The organism is Steroidobacter agaridevorans (assembly GCF_009932555.1).
GTDB classification, from domain to species: Bacteria; Pseudomonadota; Gammaproteobacteria; order Steroidobacterales; family Steroidobacteraceae; genus Steroidobacter; species Steroidobacter agaridevorans.
On record NZ_BLJO01000001.1, the window covers coordinates 534,758 to 554,738 of the forward strand.

Annotated in this window: 14 protein-coding genes; 3 read left to right on the plus strand and 11 right to left on the minus strand. The window is 61.1% G+C overall.

The window, feature by feature from the left end; all coding sequences use genetic code 11:
* Positions 1-9: 9 nt before the first annotated feature.
* Positions 10-1,425 (minus strand): efflux transporter outer membrane subunit, encoded by a 1,416-nt coding sequence (locus GYH35_RS02305; RefSeq protein ID WP_161827559.1) that lies wholly within the window; start codon positions 1,423-1,425, stop codon positions 10-12.
* 101 nt (positions 1,426-1,526) lie between these two features.
* Positions 1,527-2,192: a TetR/AcrR family transcriptional regulator gene (locus tag GYH35_RS02310; RefSeq protein ID WP_202624031.1), complete on the minus strand. Its 666-nt coding sequence runs from the start codon at positions 2,190-2,192 to the stop codon at positions 1,527-1,529.
* Between the two features lie 46 nt (positions 2,193-2,238).
* Between GYH35_RS02310 and aceE the strand changes: the two genes are divergently transcribed.
* Complete coding sequence (gene aceE / locus GYH35_RS02315; protein WP_161813776.1) at positions 2,239-4,959, plus strand: pyruvate dehydrogenase (acetyl-transferring), homodimeric type; 2,721 nt, start codon at positions 2,239-2,241, stop codon at positions 4,957-4,959.
* 4 nt (positions 4,960-4,963) lie between these two features.
* Here the strand turns inward: aceE and GYH35_RS02320 are convergent, their stop codons facing one another.
* The 9 genes from GYH35_RS02320 to GYH35_RS02360 all read right to left on the minus strand — a co-directional run bounded on the left by GYH35_RS02320 (position 4,964) and on the right by GYH35_RS02360 (position 17,461).
* Positions 4,964-5,686: a DUF6445 family protein gene (locus tag GYH35_RS02320; protein WP_161827560.1), complete on the minus strand. Its 723-nt coding sequence runs from the start codon at positions 5,684-5,686 to the stop codon at positions 4,964-4,966.
* A 20-nt stretch (positions 5,687-5,706) separates the two neighbouring features.
* Complete coding sequence (locus tag GYH35_RS02325) at positions 5,707-6,450, minus strand: SapC family protein (protein ID WP_161827561.1); 744 nt, start codon at positions 6,448-6,450, stop codon at positions 5,707-5,709.
* A gap of 26 nt (positions 6,451-6,476) precedes the next feature.
* On the minus strand, positions 6,477-8,030 hold the full coding sequence (locus GYH35_RS02330; RefSeq protein ID WP_161827562.1) for a tryptophan halogenase family protein: 1,554 nt from the start codon (positions 8,028-8,030) through the stop codon (positions 6,477-6,479).
* 39 nt (positions 8,031-8,069) lie between these two features.
* Positions 8,070-11,249 (minus strand): TonB-dependent receptor, encoded by a 3,180-nt coding sequence (locus GYH35_RS02335; RefSeq protein ID WP_202624032.1) that lies wholly within the window; start codon positions 11,247-11,249, stop codon positions 8,070-8,072.
* A gap of 86 nt (positions 11,250-11,335) precedes the next feature.
* A complete protein-coding gene (locus GYH35_RS02340) occupies positions 11,336-12,364 on the minus strand; it encodes a FecR family protein (protein ID WP_161827563.1) in 1,029 nt (342 codons plus the stop codon).
* A complete protein-coding gene (locus GYH35_RS02345; protein WP_161827564.1) occupies positions 12,357-12,956 on the minus strand; it encodes an RNA polymerase sigma factor in 600 nt (199 codons plus the stop codon). The genes GYH35_RS02340 and GYH35_RS02345 overlap by 8 nt, the downstream gene beginning before the upstream one ends.
* A gap of 39 nt (positions 12,957-12,995) precedes the next feature.
* Positions 12,996-14,351 (minus strand): sensor histidine kinase, encoded by a 1,356-nt coding sequence (locus tag GYH35_RS02350; RefSeq protein WP_161827565.1) that lies wholly within the window; start codon positions 14,349-14,351, stop codon positions 12,996-12,998.
* The gene (locus GYH35_RS02355; protein WP_161827965.1) at positions 14,344-15,027 is read right to left on the minus strand and encodes a response regulator transcription factor; all 684 of its coding nucleotides are present in this window, start codon (positions 15,025-15,027) and stop codon (positions 14,344-14,346) included. Before GYH35_RS02355 ends, GYH35_RS02350 begins: the two co-directional genes overlap by 8 nt.
* A 22-nt stretch (positions 15,028-15,049) precedes the next feature.
* Positions 15,050-17,461 carry a TonB-dependent receptor gene (locus tag GYH35_RS02360; RefSeq protein WP_161827566.1) on the minus strand — a complete coding sequence of 804 codons (2,412 nt, stop codon included), beginning with the start codon at positions 17,459-17,461 and terminating at the stop codon, positions 15,050-15,052.
* Between the two features lie 231 nt (positions 17,462-17,692).
* On the opposite strand from GYH35_RS02360, the gene GYH35_RS02365 reads away from it, so the two are divergent.
* Positions 17,693-18,532 (plus strand): AraC family transcriptional regulator, encoded by an 840-nt coding sequence (locus GYH35_RS02365; RefSeq protein WP_202624034.1) that lies wholly within the window; start codon positions 17,693-17,695, stop codon positions 18,530-18,532.
* A gap of 60 nt (positions 18,533-18,592) precedes the next feature.
* Complete coding sequence (locus GYH35_RS02370; protein ID WP_161827568.1) at positions 18,593-19,978, plus strand: LVIVD repeat-containing protein; 1,386 nt, start codon at positions 18,593-18,595, stop codon at positions 19,976-19,978.
* Positions 19,979-19,981 lie beyond the last annotated feature (3 nt).

The following is a 19,981-nucleotide window of genomic DNA, read 5'->3' on the forward strand; positions in this document are numbered from 1 at the left end:
ATCCTGCAATTAAAGAGTCGCCGCCTCGAAGCCGCCGCCGAGCGCTTTGAATGTCAGTGCGAGACTGACCAACTGTTGCTCACGCGCCTGTACGTTCAGTGCCTGTCGTGCCTGCAAGGCGTTTTCAGCAATGAGTACTGCGATGTAATTGGCGAGACCGTTGCGATAGCGCTCGAGGGTGAGCTGATATGCTTCATCCGCAGAGAGCAGTGCGGCGTTCACTGGCGTCAATGCTTCTGTGGATTTTGTGAGACCTGTAAGTGCGTCGGCAGCCTCGCGTATCGCGGTGAGCACCGTCGCGTTATAAGCCTCGACGGCAATGTCGTACTCCGCAGAGCGCGCATCCAAGCGTGCACGCAACCGTCCGCCATCGAACAAGGGAAGGTGCACGGCCGCGCCTGCGGACCAGGCTCGGTTCGTGCCTGAGAAGAAGTCAGTCGGCGCCAACGCGTCGAGCCCTATCAGAGCGAACAGATTCACGTTAGGCAGGAAATCGGCACGTGCGACCTGAACGTTCCTGGCGGCCACTGTGACTCGTTGACGGCTCGCAACGATGTCCGGCCGGCGGCCGAGCAGATCCGCCGGAACGATCTGCGGCAACTCCGGCATCGCATACGAAAATCCGAGAGGTGATCCCAGCGCGCCTGCCCGCTCCGGCCCGCTGCCCAACAGCGCAGCGAGTTGGTTCCTGAGCAGTTGCACCGCATGCTCCATACGCACGACATCCGCTTGTGCGATCTCGGCCTCGCTCTGCGCCTGTTTGACGCTGACCAGTACATCGAGACCGGCCCGCTCACGGTCCTGCACGAGATCGAGCAGATGTTGCCTGCGCTTCAAGCCGGACTGTGCGATCTCGAGTTGACTGAGCGCCGCTCGCAGCCGCACGTAAGTCGATGTAACGGCCGTTGCCAGGACGTTACGCGCATCGGACGCTTCCGCTTCGATGGCGACCGCTTCGCTCAGAGCAGCAGTAAAAGCCGCGCGGTTCCGCTGCCAGAAGTCGAACTCATAACTGAAGTTCAAAGTCATGCGTGCAGCATCGACGGTAGGTCGCTCGATTCCCGGCGGTCGCACAGCCGTATCGAACGGCTCGAGACGCGTAAGATCCGCGTTAGCCGACAGCTGCGGATACAGCCGCCCTCCGGTCTCGCGCGCGATTGCGTCCGCGCGAAGAACTCTGGACTGCGCAATTCGGATCGATGGGTGCCCCGTCAACGCCTCGACGACCAATCTGTCCAGCGCGGGATCTGCAAACTCCTGCCACCATGAGCTCGTCGGCCAATGCGCGCCGACGCTGCTCGCCGCCTGCAACGATGCTGTGGGCACTTCGTCGAAGGTGGCTGCCTGCTGGCGAACGCCCGGCGTGGCGCAACCGCTCGTGACTGCGAGGACCGAGGCCCAGACGATGCAAAAGCGGGCAATCATGCAAAGCATCCGATATTCTATGGTACGGTACCGTACCGTCCCTGCAGATCCTATGGTAATGCTCCGTACCAGGTCAAGGGACCTATCTCAGACTTGCTGGCTCAGGCCTTACGCGTACTGACGATGCCGTGCAGTAACGTTGCGACGGCCTTGGAGACGAACGCCTGCAGTTCATCCGGTCGCGGAGCCGGACGGATACGCAAGATGACGGCCAGATGAAGATTGCCGCGGATCATTCCAACGAACTGGTCAGCGGCGGCGTGGCAATCGGCGACATCGATTTCCTTCGCCCGCTTCCGCTGCTCCAGCACTTCGGCGAGCTTGTTCGCCACCAGCCCCGGGCCACTGTCGTAAAACAACTTCGCGAGGGCCGGAAAACGCACGCCTTCCGACACGATGATGCGATAGAGATTCAATCCGGTGGGCGTCGACAGCACTTCGGCCAGCCCAATCCCAAAGTCGAACAGCGTTTCCTGCAAGCTCTTCGACTCGTCCATTCCAGATGCGAGCGTGCCGAGCGCGGTGTTCAGATTGTCTCGCACGATCGCGGCGAACAGCCCTTCTTTGCCGCCGAACTCGCCGTATATGTCGCGTTTCGAGCCACCCGCCTCGGCGATGATCGCATCGATGCTGGCGCCGGCGTAGCCGTGCTTGAAGAACATCTTGGCCGCGACGCGCAGGATTTCCGCAGAACGCGCGCGGCCAGCGGCGGAAGCGCGCGTCTTGCCAACCGCTCGGGCGGACGTTTTCATTTTCGTGGTCGACATGACGGCACTCCCTCTTGGTACTACCCCGTACCAGTGTGCGAATGATATGGTAACGTATCGTACCACAGTGGCTCGCAGCGAGCGGAGCAGCACCTTGAATACCGTCGCAACTCCGGCAACCGACGTCGATACCCAGGAGACTCAAGAGTGGCTCGATGCCTACGACAATGTCCTAGAGCATGAGGGTCGCGAACGCGGTCACTTCTTGATCGACGCCCTCTTGCAACGTGATGCGGCCCTGCACGGCGATCGACGCACCGTGGTCACAACGCCGTACGTCAACACGATCGCAGCGGAGAGCCAAGGCGATTATCCAGGCAAGCTCGATATCGAACGTCGCATCAGCGCCTGCATCCGCTGGAATGCAATGGTCACCGTGCTGCGCGCAGGAAAGCACTCGAATGTCGGCGGACACATCGCAACCTACGCTTCGGCCGCCGTGCTCTACGACGTAGGCTTCAATCATTTCTTCAGAGCGCGGACCCGGGAGTTCGGCGGCGACTTGCTTTATCTGCAAGGGCACTCCGCTCCAGGCTTTTACGCGCGCGCCTTTCTGGAAGGACGCATCAACGCAACCCAGCTCGACAATTTCCGCAGGGAGGCCGGTCGCGATGGCTTGTCCTCCTACCCTCATCCGCGGCTCATGCCGCAGTTCTGGCAATTCCCCACGGTCTCGATGGGACTGGGACCGATCACGGCGGCTTACCAGGCGCGTTTCATGCGCTATCTGGAACTGCGTGGACTGCTCGCGCCTCAGAATCGGAAGATCTGGGCCTTTCTTGGTGACGGCGAGATGGATCAACCCGAATCGCTGGCCGCGATCTCATTTGGCGGACGGGAGAAGCTCGACAATCTCATCTTCGTCGTGAACTGCAATCTGCAACGACTGGACGGCCCGGTGCGCGGCAACGGCAAAATCATGCAGGAGCTCGAGGCCGTATTCCGCGCGGCCGGCTGGAACGTGCTCAAGGTCGTTTGGGGTAGCGGCTGGGATGCACTGTTGAACCGTGACAGCAGCGGGTTATTGCGCCAACGAATGCTGGAATGCACGGATGGCGACTATCAAACCTTCAAGTCGCAGAACGGCGCCTATGTCCGGCAGCATTTCTTCGGCAAGTATCCAGAGCTGCTCGAGCTGGTGAAAGACCTGTCCGACGATGAGATCTGGGCGCTGGAGCGCGGTGGCCACGATCCGCGCAAGGTGTATGCAGCCTATTCGGCAGCCATGCGCCACATCGGGCAACCGACGGTGATTCTCGCGAAAACGGTCAAGGGCTTCGGCATGGGCGAAGCTGGCGAGGGCCTGAACGTCAATCATCAGCTCAAAAAGATGGGGCCAGAGGCAGTCAGAGCGTTTCGCGACCGTTTCGCACTGCCGGTGCCGGACGATCAGCTGAGCGAGATGCCCTATCTGAAGCTGGATCCGAACAGCGACGACGCACAATACTTCACTGCGCGCCGTGCCCTGCTCGGCGGCCCCCTGCCCGCGCGATCGTCAGCTCACGATCCGATCGAGATTCCGGAGCCAGCGATCTTCGACAGTCAGCTGCAAGGCACGGACGGCCGCGAGATCTCGACGACGATGGCCTTCGTGCGCATTCTCAGCGCCCTGCTCAAGGACCCACGCGTCAGCAAGCGAATCGTGCCGATCGTTCCCGATGAATCGCGCACGTTCGGAATGGAAGGCATGTTCCGCCAGATCGGCATTCACTCGCATGTCGGCCAGCTCTACACGCCGCAAGACGCGGGTCAGCTCAGCTACTACAAGGAAGCGAAGGATGGACAGATCCTGCAGGAAGGCATCAACGAGTCCGGCGCCATGTCCTCATGGATCGCGGCTGCCACGTCCTACAGCAATCACGGCCTGGCGATGCTGCCGTTCTACATCTTCTATTCCATGTTCGGCATGCAGCGCGTGGGCGACCTGGCCTGGGCTGCTGCCGACTGTCGCGCTCGCGGCTTCCTGCTCGGCGCGACTGCGGGTCGCACGACTCTGATGGGAGAAGGACTGCAACACGCGGACGGCCACAGCCACGTCTTTTCGTCAGTCATCCCCTCATGCTTATCGTATGACCCGACGTTCGCATACGAGCTCGCCGTGATCGTGCAAGGCGGCCTCGAGCGCATGTATCGCGACAACGAGGATGTTTTCTACTACATCACGCTGCTGAACGAGAACTACGTGCACCCGCCGATGCCCCAAGGAGCACGCGAAGGTATCCTGAAAGGGCTTTACTTGTTACAACCTGCCGCTGACTCGAGCTCCAGTTGCACGGTCCAGCTGATGGGCAGCGGCTCCATTCTGCGCGAGGCCCTCGCCGCCGCGGACTTGCTTGCAAAGGACTTCGGTGTCGCCAGCAACGTATGGAGCGCCACGAGCTACACCGAACTGCGTCGGGAAGGAATGGAGATCGAGCGCTGGAACATGTTGCATCCGCAGGCCGCTCCGCGCGTCAGCTATGTGCAACAGTGCTTCGCTTCGCACCCCGGCCCTATTGTCGCGGCGAGCGACTATATGAGAATCGTCGCGGATCAGATTCGACCATTCTTGCCAGAGCGCCGCTTTGTCTCCTTAGGCACGGACGGCTACGGCCGCTCCGATACGCGCGAGGCGCTCCGCAGATTCTTCGAGGTGGATCGACACTACATCGCCGTCGCTGCACTCAAAACGCTCGCGGATGAGGGACGCATAGCCGCAAGTCGGGTGAGCGAGGCGATCGAACGATACGGCATCGAGGTCGAAACGCCCGGCGCGACAGCGGTGTGATCGATCAAAGCCGGCTCGATCGCAGCAATGCCGTCACCGTGAGACGCCACTCGCTGCGATCTTTGGGAGGATGGAATGGGTTCTCGATCCTGGCCGCATGGAGAATGCGGGCGGGATAGACAATCGCCCTATTGAATTTCAACTCGCTCGCAAAAACCGTCTCGAACAGCACGGTATCCCCATTGATATACTGTTTCTCCGGCGGCCCTTGCATTCGCATGTCGCTATTGAGCGCGAGCTGATAATTGCTGGCGTTCTGCTCCGTTATTGCTTCATATCCGGTCCGTCGATGGCGGTAGAACGCGGTTCCGGAAAATCTCGGGCCGCATAGATAGATCACCGCCGCGAACAAACTCGGGTCGGTCGAGTCGTAGTGAGGGATACACTGGATGGGCCGCAGGTCCTTGCTCGCCGTGGTCACCACGGAAAAGAAACTCGTATCGCCAGATATGACTTGCCGACTCTCCAACATGCCGTTGCGTTGAAGCGTCGGCGTAAGCCAGGCGCGGAACGAGGTCGAGAAGCTGTCGGGCATTGCAGCCCGCAGGCCAGGGTAAAGGTTGCCGCGATCCTCGGCAAAAGACTGAGCGAGGCCCAAGGCAGCAACGCCTTCGGGATCGCGCAGGACTTTGTCTATCACGCTCACTTTTAAGCCGCCCCGGCCGATACGCACCAACTCGATTTCCGCGTGGTCGTTGAATGCGAAGAGAGTCGGTCCGCCACTCATCGTCAGTCCCGGTGTCGTAGCTAGCGTGCGTTGCCCTGCCAGGCGCGACTGAGGGCAATGCGCTGGTTTTTGAGCCGAATGAGTTTGAAGATCTGTCCGCTGGCGATCATCACGGCATAGATCAGGTCGAGGTGCCCGCTCCGCCACAGGCTGTCGATCTGCGTGGCGTCGAGCTGCCTGAATTTCTCTTCGTCGAGACCGTAAAGCCCCTGGACTTGCAGCGGCGTTGCATCGTCCAACACGATGTCCAGCATAATGGGCGCAAGCAAATCGAGAGACAGCAGCGCCGCGATGAACTGCTCAGTTGCCGTTTTTCCCGCGACCAATTCGCCCAGGATCGCCAATATCTCCTTGAGATAGGCAGAGTCGGTCCCATCGGCATTCACGATCGACCGGGCGCCAGCACTATCCACGCAGGGATGATCGAGATCGATGCACAGCACGTTTCCGGCGGACGCATCCGGCGCATCGTCCATGCCCACGTAGAACGGTTGTCGCCGTACGTTCAACGGCACGTAAGACACGTCCAGCTCCGTTCCAGACCAGAACAGATTCTCCGCAACGCCCAGTCCGCTCAGTACGTAGGGAGCGAAACGCCCCGTTTCAGGATGTTTCGCGAACACGATGGGGTATTGAGTCGCGGCTTTCCGGAACTCGCCCACGACAATCGGTATCAGGTGTTGACTGGCCGCACAGGCTTCAACACGATCCCCGCGGATCCGCAATTCACGATGCTCGCTGCGCGATAGCTCGACCAGACGCATCCGTCACCCGTTCGCGATTGCTCGATTCAGATCTTCTGCAGCCCCAGCGCTTTGATCTTGTCGATCAAGTCGCGATTTTTCGGCAGTGTTTTCGTCCATCTCGCCTTCAGCGTCTCGTTCTGCGCGAAGGCCCGCTTGGCGCCGCCGATGTCGCGGTCCAGCGGCTGATGACGAGTATCGGTTCTGAAGCCCATGCCATACAGTACATATTGATAGCTGGCGGCAGGAAACATCTCGCAGTTGCTGGTGAAATCCTGATCGCCCGGCGCCCGATAGCGCCACAGCTCCATCTGCTCCCGCAAGCTGTCCGGAATGCTGGTCGGAGCGCGATTGTCGATCCAGAAGGCCGAATCGGTGCGTCGACTCAGAATGTAGTGCAACTTCAGAAAGTCGATGATCCGATCCCAGCGATACTGCGTCGTTCTATTGTAACGACCCGCGACGATCGGCATCGTCTCGCGCGTCGCCGGCAGCATCGTGCTGATCATGTCGGCCGAGAGCTCGATCAGCACGAGCGCCGACGCCTCGAGCGGCTCCAGGAATCCTCCTGCGAGACCCACCGCGACACAATTGCCCTTCCAGAAAACCTGACGATGGCCACAGGCAATCTTGATCTCTCTGGGCTGCACATGGCGATGCCTGTCTCCGACATACGCGCGCAACTCCGCCAAGGCCGCATCGGCGGTGGTGTGATTGCTCGAGTAGACGTAGCCCACGCCGCGGCGACTTTGCAGACCGATGTCCCAGATCCAGCCGTGCTTCTGCGCGGTCGAAACGGTGTACGGGACGATGTCGCTTTGTTCATGGTCATGGGGCACTTGCATGGCGAGCGCCCGATCGATGAAAAGAACATCGCTGCGATCCACGAAGGGCACGCCCATCGTCTCGCCAAGCAACAAGGAGCGGAATCCCGAAGCATCGATGAAGAGATCGCCGCCGAGGCGGCCGGACTTGCGGGTTTGCACAGCGTCGATGTCGCCCGTGTCGCTTCTGATGACCTCGGTCACGTCATCGACGATGTGACGTATGCCGAGCTTCTGGACGCAATGATCGCGAACGAAAGCCGCGAACCGGCCGGCATCCAGATGATAGGCGTAGTTGGCGACGCCGGCATACTCGGGCGTGGTAATCAGCTTGGGCGCCAGGCCCAGCTCGCACACCGCTTCCTGAAAACAGACGGCGTTGGAAAACGAAGGAGCATCCCGCTGCCCTTCGGAATATTTCATCCAGTAGGGCGCGAGATCGAAGCTCGGAAAGCCCTCCGGCAACATCAGTGGATGATAGTAGAAGTCGGACGCCTGGCCCGTCACCCACCGCGCGAACTTCGCACCGTGCTTGAACGAGGCGTTGCACTCGCGAAAAAAGTCCGTCTCCGAGATACCTACCTTCTTCAAGGTCGAGCGCATCGTCGGCCAGGTCCCCTCGCCCACACCGACGATGCCGATGGTCTCGCTTTCAACCAGGGTGATCTCGAGACCTCGGCCGGATCCTGAAGCATGGCGTGCCGCAATGATGGCGGCGGTCAGCCATCCGGCCGTTCCGCCGCCGACGATGAAAATCGACCGGATCGGGCGTTCCATGACCTAGCTTGAGCAGTCGGGCATCGCTTGAGTCCTCGATCAGAACTGGGCTCGCATGCCGATCTTGTATCGGCGGCCGCTGTCCTCGGCATAGAGAAACTGGTTCTCGTAGTAAGCGTACTTCATAATGGGTCGGTTGGTCAGATTGACGCCTTCCACGAACACCGCAAAGCTTTCGTTGAGGTGATAAGTCGCGCCCGCATCCAGCTGATAGCGGCCACGGACCTGCGTGACGGCCTGGCCGGCGCCGTTCAACGGCGGCGGCGAGAGATACTGCAGGAAGTCTTCACGCCAGTTGAGCGCCATGCGCGCCTCGAAATTGCTCTTATTGTCGTAGAACAACACGCCGTTGGCCGAGTTGGACAGGCCGGTCAGCGCGAATTTGTTGGTCAGGTCCTGCGGATCCAGATCCTTGTCGCTGTGAGCCAGCGTACCGTTCAGCTGGATGCCAAACCCGCTGTTGCCGAACGATTGCTGAATCCCCGCTTCCAATCCGTACACCTGTGCGCTTTCCCCGTTCGTGGGCGCGGTGATGGTGAATTGCGCCGGCAATCCGGTCGCGGGATCGAGCAGCGGCGAGCCGGACGAATTGTTCACCACGCCGGTCGTTTGATTCAGCACGATGAAGTTGCTCACGTCTTTGTAATACGCACCGACCGAAACAAAGTTGCCCCGGCCGTAGTAGTACTCGAAGGAAACATCGAGGTTATCGGAGCGGAACGGCTCCAGATCGGGTGTACCGCTGGCCGCCGCGAAATTGCCGGGCCGCAACGTCACCAGCGTCGTGACCGGCGAGAGCTGCTCGAGCGTCGGGCGCGTCATCGTCTGGCTTGCGGCAAAGCGCGCGGTAATTTCATCCGTCAGGTCCCACTTGAACGACAGGTTTGGCAGCACGTCGGTGTAGTGATTCGATTTGGAGACGGTCGCGGTGCCGGCAGTCTGAACACCATATTGGGTGGCATCGTTGGCCAGCCGCTGCAGCGCTACGAAGTTGGTCGCAAGCCCGCTGATGTCCGCCTGCGTATTCTCAACACGCACACCTACCACGCTGCTGAAGGACCGACCGCCCAAGCTGCCTTCAAACACGGCTTGCAGATAGGCGCCATAGACTTGCTCCTCCACCAACGAATCGTTCACTTTGGGTGGCGCGAACGTGAAGCCGGGCGTGACAGCCTGTTGCTCCTGGGTGATCGCATCAAACAACGACCGTCCGTCGAAGGTGAGCCATTGAGTGGTCAGGCGATCCGCACCACTGATACCGGACAGGAAGCCGCCGCCGGCATTGAATACACCGATCGGAACACTTGCTGGCGCCACATTGTTATAGCCGCACGTCGTGCACCCCGTGCCACCGTCATTCGAGTAGAGCGCGGTATCCTTCTTGTCGCGAGAAAACAAGCCGCCCAGGCGCAAGCTGGTCAGTCCTTCGTTTGAATCTTCACCCTGCACTTCCAGATCGGCTCGCAGCTGGGTCACTTCGTCTTCGACGCCATAACCGCGATAAAGCATCACGTGCTGAAACATCGGCTGCGTGCCGCCCGCGACACCGGCATTCGTTCCACTGGTCGGTCTCACGAAACCGGTGGTCACCGGCAGGATCGGTCCGTCGGATTGATATCGGATCGTCTGTCCGGTGTATCCGAGCAAGGCCAGCTCGCTCTCCGCGCCGCCGTTCGGATCTTCCTTGGCACGCGAGAAGCTGCCATCCAGATTGAGCGTCATGCGCTCCGAGAGCTTCCATTCGACATTGAGACCGCTCGCGGTCAGACGAGTCTTCTTGTCGAACGCCTTGTCGTGGAAGTCAGAAGCCATACCGACGCCTTGCGTCAGGTCGATTGCCGTTCCATTGGCATCAGTAACGACGTCGGTGAGGTTGGACGGCGTGAACCAATGGCCGAACGACCGCGCGTCGGTGGTATTGGTGAAGCGCGAGTAAAGTGTGTCCGCAGTGATCGTCAGATCGTCATTGGCTTTATATTGCAGCACCAGCGTGCCACCCACGCGCTTGCGATCCTCAAACGTCACCTTGGTATCGAAGTTCTGCGGAACGAACAGATTGGCTTGCGGATTTGACGCGGTGGCCTGCACGCCGGCGCCGCCATTGATCTGCCCAGCCGGCGTGCCGCCATTGACGATCCAACCGTCGGTCTGCGCCTGGTTCAGCCGATCCTTGCGCCGCTGATAGCTGCCCGATGCCAGCAGCCCCAAGCGTCCATCGAAAAAGCTGTCGGTGATCAGAAATGCCGCGTCGGGCGAGGCCTCATCCGAATTGTCCTCGTAATTGATATCTCCCGAAGCGGAGAATTTGAAACCGTCATAGTCGAAGGGCCGCGCCGTCTTGATGTTGATGGCCGAGCCCACACCACCGGACTGAAGGTGCGCCACCGAAGACTTGAACACCTCGACGCCGGCAATGAGCTCGGAGGCGAGTGTGTCGAACGAAAAGGCGCGGCCGCTCGCCTGCGACGGATCCGTCGGCGTGGCAATCTGTCGCCCGTTGAGCAGCACGGTATTGAATTCCGGCCCAAAGCCGCGAACCGTGACGAACGCGCCTTCGCCGCCCGAGCGATCGATCGACACACCGGTAATTCGCTGCAATGACTCGGCGAGGTTGGTGTCCGGAAGCTTGCCGATATCTTCGGGCGCAATGGCATCGACAATCCCCAGGGAGTCGCGCTTGATCGTCATGGAGGTTTCCAGCGACTGACGCAGACCGGTCACGACCACTTCCTGGATGGTCGCGTTGTCCGCTGCTGGTTCCTGCGTTTCACTGGTTTCCGCCTGCGCCAGCCGGATGTAGCGCGACTGCCTGCCGGGCGTCGTGGACGAAGTTGGAGTCGGTGCAACGCCGGATGTGTCGCTGCTCGCGGTATCGACGCGCTTTTTCTCCGTGGAAACAGGACGAATGGTCGCGGTGTTTTCGCCGCTATAGATGGCTACCAAACCCGTCCCTCGTAGCATCTGCTCGAGGGCTGCGTGCTTTTCGAGCTGTCCGGTCACCGGCGTAGCAGTCGCGTTGCGGACCGCATCGTAGCGGTAGAGAAGTTGCATCTTCGCTTGCGCCGCGAAGTTCTTCAGCGCATCCGGCAGAGGCTGCGGGCCGATATCGAATTGAGCTGGATCGGCGTTCGCACGTCCGGGTGTCGTCAGCAGCAGTCCCGATGCGCAGGCCAACGCCTGCAAAATCGCCAATCTGACGGCTCGATTGGTTGCTCTCATGCCCCCTCCTAGGATGCTCGGCTCTTCTCATGCTCACCCTGTCTGTTATGACGACCCGCGAGAAGTTGAAAACCCCCAGTCGATTTCTATTCAGCAGGAGCTTCGATATACACATGATCCGCGCCGTGCCGCCGGACCTGAGCGCCAAATCCATCCTCCAGCATTTTCAGCAGCGCCTCCGCACCTTCCGGGCTGGTCTGAAAGGTGCCGCCGACGGGCAACTGGCGCAGTGAATCGTCGACCACTTCGATCTGCAGACGCGTATATCGCATCAGTTCGTTGACGACGTTCCCGAGCGGCTCATCGTGGAAATACAAGCTCTTGTTTCGCCAGGCCAGCGAACGGTTGAGCTCTGCTGCATTCAGGGCACGGATCACATCTGCGTTGCCCTGGGCGTCGGCCTGCTCACCTGCAGTCACAGCTGCTGCAGATTTCGCGTATGCAGCGTCCGAAGGTGGCGACTTGCCGCCGGTCGCATCGACCACGTTGACCGTGCCTTCGCTGACCGTGACCTGCACACCGGCCGGTCGCACGTAGACGTTGAATGCGGTGCCGACCGCGCGCACCCAGCGATTGCCGGCGTGCACCCAAAAAGGCCGATGCGCATCGTGAGCAACGTTGAAATACGCTTCGCCCCGTTCGAGATGAATCACGCGGCTACGTTGACTGTATTCGACGTCGACCTGACTGTTGGTATTGAGATTGAGCGAGGAGCCATCGGGCAACATGACAGCGACCTGCTCACCGATCGCCGTTTGAAATCGGGTGTCCGCCTGTTGTTTGTAAAAACTCCAGCTCACGCTGAGTACGATCGCCGCAACGGTCGCGGCCAGGGCGCCAGCGAGCCAGCGTGGCGCGCGTGCAGATCGAGCCGACGCGGCATTCATCACTTGGCCGAAGTAGACTGCCCGAACCAGCGGACCGGTTCTGACCAGCTCTTTCCAAGTGGCCTCCAACTCGGCGTATGCCTTCACATTGCACGGATGAGCAGCCAGCCACGCATCGAATCGCGCGCGATCGTCGGCCGTCACGTCGTCAGCGTTCATTCGAGCAAACCAGTCGCTGGCCTCGCGCTCGGTGACCTCTGGATCCGGCAGCCGATGAACCTCACCCATGGCGCCGCCTCGTGGCCCTGTATTGGATTTTCAGGTAGCGATTCGTTTCGCGCATGCCGTGCGAGATATGCTTTTCAACGGTCTTCACCGAAATTCCCAGGCGGTCCGCGACCTCCCGGTATGAGCACTCGTGAAATACGCGCAGGGTGAAGGCCGCACGGCATTGCGGGGGTAACCGATCGATCGCCTGCTCCAGGAGCCGGTTCCGCTCATCGCGCAGCAGTCCCGACTCCAGAGACTCGTATTCAGCATCGAGCCGCGACTCATCGGCGCTCTCGACGATGTCGCGCTCCACCGTTCGTCGATGACGAATCTCGTTTGCCGCCAGATTGCGCGCCGTGGAAAAGAGAAACGCCCGGAGCGTTACGATCGACTCACGCTCCCGGTAGGTACGAAGGAAGGCTTCCTGAACGATCTCTTTCGCTGTTTCACTGGAGCGCACGAAGCGCCGGATATATTGAAGCAGCGCGTGACGACTCTCGGCGAAGAGCTTGATGAAGGTCTCGGTGGGAGAGTCTGAGGTTGGCGTCATTGCCTGGCTATCCGTCCGATCGACCGTACCCTGCCCTGGGTCCGATGGCAACTCTTGCAACTCACATGGGGGATTTCAGCCGCTCGAGTGTCGATGCACTCAGGAATGTCCGCGAAACTCGATCACGAAGCGCGCCCCGGTCGTCACTTTCGGATCGAGACATAGACGTCCGCCTTGACGCTCCACGATGCTCTTCGCGATCGCAAGGCCCAGGCCCGCCCCCGGGCCGGCGGCATTGTGGCCGCGACGAAAGCGCTCGAATAAAGTCGCAGCGGTATCGGCGGCGATTCCGGGCCCATCATCGGCAATGATCACCGTGGCGGAGGCGCCAGAGAGCGTGATCGACGTACCGGCCGGCGTGTACTGAATGGCGTTCTCGATCAGGTTGCGAAAGACCAGGCGCGTGAGCGTGGCATTCCCATGAGCAGGCACGGAGACGTCGGGCGTCGCCGCGGTCACGTAGTGCTCCGATTCGAGTGCGACCGGCGCAAGCTCCCGAGCCACTTCCAGCGCGACGGCATGAGCGTCGAACGCGGCAAACTGAAAATGTTCCTGCGAATCGAGACGCGCAAGACACAGCAGTTGCTCGACCAGGCGCGCGAGCTGCTCGATCTCAAATGTAACGTCACCCAACTCCTCCGCAGAGAAGCGCGACTCGAGCCGTGCTCGTAACGTCGCAAGCGGCGTGCGCAACTCGTGCGCGGCATTGGCCGTAAATTCCCGCTGCACACGATAGTCCGCTTCGAGCCGGTCAAGCGCGGCATTGACTGCCTGAACCAGAGGCACGAGCTCCTGTGGCAGGTTTTGGGCATGCAACCGTTCGCCCAGCCGATCCAGCGACAACGTCGAAGCCTGATGCGAGACGGCACGCAAAGAGCGCAGCGACGACAGCACCGTCACGACCACGACACCGACCACGGCGATCAGCAGCAGCGCAATCGGCGGATACAATTCCTCCAAGGCGCCCAGCATGAGCTGGGCCACCAGGCTCTCTGTATCTTCGAGACTTCGCACCACACGCAGCCATTGCGTGCCATGACCCTCATCGAACGCGAGCGTGGCGGCCATCACGCTGTTGCCTGATCGAGGGTCCCTCTCCCGCTGCAGGATGATCTGCCGATCGCCTGGATTCCCCGGCAACGGCAGATAAGGCGCAGAGAAACCGCCCGACTCCAGCACCGTGCCATCTGCGCTCAACAACTGATAGCCGTTCAATGTGTCCCGCTGGGCATAGAACTCTCGCAGCGGCCGTGACAACTCCAGCCGTGGCCCGCCCGGGCCTGGCACGATGGCCGCACGCACGTCTTGCAACTGAACCTCGATGCTCTGGCCTTCCAGACCCATCAGGCCAGCGCGAAACTCCAGGTACAGGATCAGATAACCGCCAGCCAGCGCCAGCACAACCACGACGGTCAATCGAATGACCAGTGCCCGCAGCAGCGAAGGGTCACGCATCGGGCTGCGCGCAGGAGGCAAGATAACCCAGACCGCGCAACGTCCGGAGCGACACCCCGGCGCCCGCGGCCGTCAGTTTCTTGCGTAACCTATGCACCTGCGTCTCCACCGAATTCGCGCTCCGCTCCTGCTCGAAATCGTACAGACATTCGCCCAACCGCTCCTTCGACAGGACCCGTCCCTGATTGCGCAGCAGCGCTTCAAGCACGATCAGCTCCGAGCGTGTCAGATCGAGCGGCATGTCGGCGACGGTGGCGACGCGCGCCGATGTATCGAGCTTCACGTTACCGAGTGTGAGCATGCGACCCAAGGCCGCACCGGGACGACGCAATAGCGCCCGCAGCCGGGCAATGAGCTCCTGCATCGCGAAGGGTTTGATGAGATAGTCGTCCGCCCCGCAATCCAGGCCACGAACTCGATCCTCAACCGCACCGAGCGCGGTGAGGATCAGCACGGGCGTCGTGCTGCCTCGCTTGCGCATGTCCTTCAGCGCGTCGAGGCCGCTGCCATCCGGGAGCATGAGATCGAGCACGGCGGCATCGTAATCGGCCGCCCGCCACGCTCGCAGCCCCTCGGAGGCCGAGTTCGCCACATCGACGGCGAATCCTTGCGCACGCAGACCTTCCGCAACGGCCTGACAGAGACGCGCGTTATCTTCGACGACCAGCAATCTCAATGAGATGTCTCGACGATCGGGCTCATTGACCACGCGTCCATGAATATTCGAACCTCAGTCCGATCGTAGGCAGCATCTCGTCGAGCCCTTCGATGATATTCGCCCCGCGACGTTCGTCCCATTCATACGCGTTGCCGTTCTCGCGACCGTAGACGTTCAGTACGTCCAGATAGGCCACCAGGCTCAACGGGCCGAATCGTCGCTGGTAGTCCGCGCGCAGACTCAGCGAATGATAGGCCGGCAGGCGCTCGGCGTTGGTGCGCGTCAGCTCCTTCGAGTAGCGCAAAGGCCCCGCATCTCCCAGCACGTCGCTGTGGACGACAAATGCGTCGGTGGGCCGGCCTGAAGCATATTTCCATTTCGCCGAGAACGTCCAGCGATCGCTCGGCTGCCAGACTCCCACGATGCCGAAGGCATGCGGGCGGTCCCAATCCGACGCAAGCTCTCCTTCGCCGAGGTTGTCATCGCGACGCGCGCGCGAGTATGAATAGGTCGCCGAAGCGCTCCAGCCTCGACTCATGCGCTTGGCCAGCATGAGATCCACGCCCGTCGCGGAACCCTCGCCGGTATTCGACGCTGCGTCCGTGGTCCGATCGTCGAACACGATCAGATCGTCCAGCTGTTGGTAATACCCCTCGGCCGAAAAACGCAGGTCCTCGCGCAGGTGCCTGGAGAAGCCCAGCACTACCTGGGTGGAGCGTTCGCTCTCGAGATCGAGATTGGACGGATTGGCGGCGATATCGATATATCGCGGCGCCTGGTAATACACGCCACCACCAGTCCACACTCGCGTGACCGCATCGAGCTGCCAGGTCAATGACAGACGCGGGGCGACGACGGACTTCCCGGAAAATCCATCGCGCTCGTAGCGCATCCCCGGCGTCCATGTGAAATCGCCGACGGTCCAGGCGTAGTCGGTGTACGCGGCAATCCGCGTCTCCGCTGCGCTCATCGTCGAGTTGTACTCCGCCGGGGTCAGCACGATGTACTGCTGGGTCGGGTCGGCGCGATAGTCGGACTGATCGAACACGTACCGTGTCCAGTCGCCGGAGAGACGGCGGTCGAAGTCGAGATCCACACGAGCAACCTGCGCGCCGGCGGAGAAGATTCCATCCGGGCCGAGCATCGTGCTGAAATCGCCGCGCCAGCCGATTTCCGTCTCGCCCTCCTCGATGCGCAGAATGTCCTCGCGAACCGGCGTCGTCTCGGGAGTCGGGTCGGGACCCGCGAGATCCGGGAATGCCTCGCCTTGCGTGCTCGTCTTGTCGCTGTTGCGGTAGTAGAGCGTATTACGCAGCTGCGCGACCTCCCCGGGAGACCAGCGCCACGTCACACCGAACAATGTGCTGTCCTGTTCCGACTCGCCGAGCGCCACGTCTTCGAAGTCCTCGGATTCCAGCGCATTCTCGACCGTGCGCGTGAAGTCCTCGCCTGCATAGATCGCCAGCAGCTCGAGGCGATGTTCGTCATTCAGGTCGGTGACGGATTTCATGATGAAATCGGTCAACCGCGGCGTGCCGATATCGTTCTCATCGATCGCTTCGAACAAGTTGCTGAAATCGAACTGGCGCGCCGATAGCAGCAAGCTGGTGTTGTCGGCGACGTAGCTCGGCCCTTCGTAGTCGGCCTCTATGCCAATGATGTCGACTCGCGCGCCTACCGTGGAGCTCGCCGGATTACCTTCCGCAATCTCCAGCTCGAGCAACGAACCATTCTTGCCGCCCTCCGACGCGCGCCATCCGCCCGGAGAAAACTTTGCGCTGCCGACGATGTTCGGCGCGAAGATCGAATATCGCCCGCCGCCCTCGATGTCTTCCTGCTCGCCGAGCGATTGATCGAAATGGGCGACTTTATCGAAGGGAATGCCGTCGATCAGGATCAGGTTGTCGCGCGGTCCATTGCCACGCACGGTGAAATTTGAAAACTCACCGGTCGCGACGACGCCCGGCAGAACATCCAGCGCTCGGAACACGTCGCCCGCGCTGCCGGGATTGCGGCGGATCTCCTCACGTTCGAGCAGTACGGTGTTCGGCGTAGCCCTTGGATCTCCTGCTGTCGCGCGCGCCGAGACCACCACTTCCGCAAGCAAGTCATCGCTCCCGCGCACCAGCGCGAATTCGACAGCAGCCACTCTGCGAAGCACGACCCGTACATCCGCCTGCACGGCTTTCAAGTAGCCCTGCTCTTCCACCTCGACCGAATACACACCTTCCGGCACGTCATTGAACGAGAACGCGCCAGCGACATCGGCTTCGACCGTACTATGAACGCGCTGATTGCGCATGAGGTGTACCGTGGCCGTCGGCACCGCCCGCCCAGTCACCGAATCCACGATGCGTCCACGGACGGCGCCCGCCGCGCCCTCCTGGGCATGCGCCGGGAGCGATGCAGACACATATATAAGAGCGGCAAACGGCAAGAATCGACGCAGCATGGCTGTTCCTCGGACGTTGATCGTCATCGGAACCCAAGCTATCAATCGAGACTGTCGCGAAACTTGCAGACTGCCGCTGCTTGTAACTCACCGAGTCAGCGGCCATTCGCATACCGTCGTTGCTATGACGGCTGCAAAAATGTGGGCAATGCTGGCATGCTGCCCGTCATGTCACTAAAACCTCGGCTTGGAAACGGTCGGATCCGCGAGCGTAATGGCCATGCGAGATCCGTGCGCAAAGCGGAGTGGTCGAATTCACAGCTGCTTTTCGATCATAGCCACTGGATATGCGAAGCCACCGACCTGCGCTGGTCGGCGCCCTATCACTTGATCGTGCTCACCGAGACCGGCACGACGCAACACACCAGAACGATTTGTGACGCGGAGATGACTTACCAGGGCCGCGACCGGCCCGGCGCATTGACCTTCGTACCGGCCAATGTCGAGCGGGTCGGCAGCTATCGCCACGCTGAGCTCAGTTACTCCGCGCTGTGGATCTCGCCGGACATCCAGCTTGCGGGCTTTGAGAACCTGTCCTCTCTGCCCATCTTCATCAATCGCACCGATACGGTCATTCGCTCGCTGATCTCCTCGCTCAATTCGGAACTGTCGCGAGGCTTCAAGCCTGAGTCGCTGTATGTCGAGCATCTGGCCGCGCTCATTCTGATGCGCATTCGCGCATTGGACGGCGCCAGGTCGCAAAGTCGCGGACACGGAAAGCTCGGCACGAAAACGCTGGCAACAGTGCGCGACTACATCGAACATCACATCGCTGACGACGTTTCGTTGAGCAGCCTAGCGCGAGCGGTCGGCATGAAAGCCGACACGTTTGCACGCCGTTTCAAGGCGACGACGGGATTGCCACCCTATGCCTACGTGCTGGAGCTACGCACGCGTCGGGCCGAAGAGCTGCTCATCAAGACCAACCTGCCGGTGAGTGCCGTCGCGCACTCGCTCGGTTACTCGAGTCAAAGTCACTTGACTGCCACGCTGCGCCGGACACGGGGAATCACACCTCGCGCGCTGCGTGCATCCAGAATCCCGGAACGTGACAATTTCCCGGAATTCTGACAGACACCCGCGCGCCCGGCTTCGATACTCGGCTCCGCCATCGATGCGGAGACCACACCCATGTCCCAGCGGGACGACCGTGCCCTACTTACGCGCCGCGCCCTCCTGCAAGGTAGCGCTGCGGGCGCCCTGCTACTGACCGCAGGCCAAAGCTCGAGCGCCGAGCGTTCCGCCACTCCGACAGGCTCGCAGGCGTGGAATGTCGAAGCGATCGCCTACCACGATCTGGAAGGACGCCCTGGATTCAAGCTCACGATTCTGGAACGCAACGGTCGCTGGTATCTCTACACCGGATGTTTCTGGCATCGCGGCTGGAACATTCTCGATGTCACCGATCCCACCCGGCCCGAGCTGGTGAACTTCCTGCCTGGTCCGGCCAATACATTCACGCTGCAAGTGGACCTGGCGGACGACACGCTGATCACCAGCCTGGAGAAAGGACTGGAGAATGCGCCCTGGGGTCTCGATGCCAACGGCCCCTATGAGGAAGGCGTCTTGTTGTGGGATCTCGCCGATCCCATCCGACCTCGGCAAACGGCTCACTACCGCACCGGCGCGCGTGGCACCCATCGCAATGCCTATCAAGGCGGGCGGTATATGCATCTCGCCGCGAGCGCGCCTGGATTCAACGGAAACATTTATTCGATTGTCGACATCCAGGATCGCGCCCGTCCTCGCGAGGTTGGCCGTTGGTGGGTGCCAGGGCAAGAAGTCGCAGCCAGTGCGAGCACGCCGACATCGGCGCATGACACGGCGGCACATGGCTTCTGCAACGTCGCCGGCAAGGACGTCTCTTTGCATGGCCCCGCGGTGATCGAAGGCAATCGCGCCTGGCTGCCCTACGGCGCGGCTGGACTGATCGTGCTGGATATTTCAGACGTCACGCGCCCGCGGCAGATCGCGCGCATTCCTTTCAGCCCGCCGTTCCACTCGATGTTTGGTGTGCACACAGTCTTGCCGGTTCCCGCACGTGGCGTCGCCTATGTGAACTCGGAAGATACTTCGTACGGCCAGGGTGCCGCGCACTTCGCCGGCATCGTCGATATTCGCAACCCCGTGCAGCCGACGCTGATATCGCTATTGCCTGCCCCACTGCCACCGCCCGGTGCGAGCTATCGCAGCTTCTCGGCGCGACCGGGTTGGAGCGGCCCTCACAACACGAACCAGCTCCAGCACAACCCCGCCGTCCAGAAACAGGGCGATCTGTTTTACCTCACGCACTTCAATGCAGGCCTGCGGATCTACGATGTATCGCATGCACGGCTGCCCCGGGAAGTGGGCTGGTTCATGCCGCCCGATCCGGTCAAACGACTTGGTCCGATGCCTCAAGGACCGCTCGTCACGCAAACCGAAGACGTGTTGGTCGACCGGCGCGGAAACATCTACATCACCGACAAGAACCAGGGGCTGTGGGTGTTGAGGTATACCGGGCCGAGGCCCAGATAGAAT

Excerpts from the sequence above, each read along its gene's own strand:
- GYH35_RS02350 (WP_161827565.1), bottom strand. The coding sequence starts at position 14,351 with ATGCGTGACCCTTCGCTGCTGCGGGCACTGGTCATTCGATTGACCGTC.
- GYH35_RS02330 (WP_161827562.1), bottom strand. The coding sequence starts at position 8,030 with ATGGAACGCCCGATCCGGTCGATTTTCATCGTCGGCGGCGGAACGGCC.
- GYH35_RS02370 (WP_161827568.1), top strand. The coding sequence starts at position 18,593 with ATGTCCCAGCGGGACGACCGTGCCCTACTTACGCGCCGCGCCCTCCTG.
- GYH35_RS02325 (WP_161827561.1), bottom strand. The coding sequence starts at position 6,450 with ATGCGTCTGGTCGAGCTATCGCGCAGCGAGCATCGTGAATTGCGGATC.
- aceE (WP_161813776.1), top strand. The coding sequence starts at position 2,239 with ATGGTAACGTATCGTACCACAGTGGCTCGCAGCGAGCGGAGCAGCACC.
- GYH35_RS02340 (WP_161827563.1), bottom strand. The coding sequence starts at position 12,364 with ATGGGTGAGGTTCATCGGCTGCCGGATCCAGAGGTCACCGAGCGCGAG.
- GYH35_RS02320 (WP_161827560.1), bottom strand. The coding sequence starts at position 5,686 with ATGAGTGGCGGACCGACTCTCTTCGCATTCAACGACCACGCGGAAATC.
- GYH35_RS02360 (WP_161827566.1), bottom strand. The coding sequence starts at position 17,461 with ATGCTGCGTCGATTCTTGCCGTTTGCCGCTCTTATATATGTGTCTGCA.
- GYH35_RS02335 (WP_202624032.1), bottom strand. The coding sequence starts at position 11,249 with ATGAGAGCAACCAATCGAGCCGTCAGATTGGCGATTTTGCAGGCGTTG.
- GYH35_RS02310 (WP_202624031.1), bottom strand. The coding sequence starts at position 2,192 with ATGTCGACCACGAAAATGAAAACGTCCGCCCGAGCGGTTGGCAAGACG.
- GYH35_RS02305 (WP_161827559.1), bottom strand. The coding sequence starts at position 1,425 with ATGATTGCCCGCTTTTGCATCGTCTGGGCCTCGGTCCTCGCAGTCACG.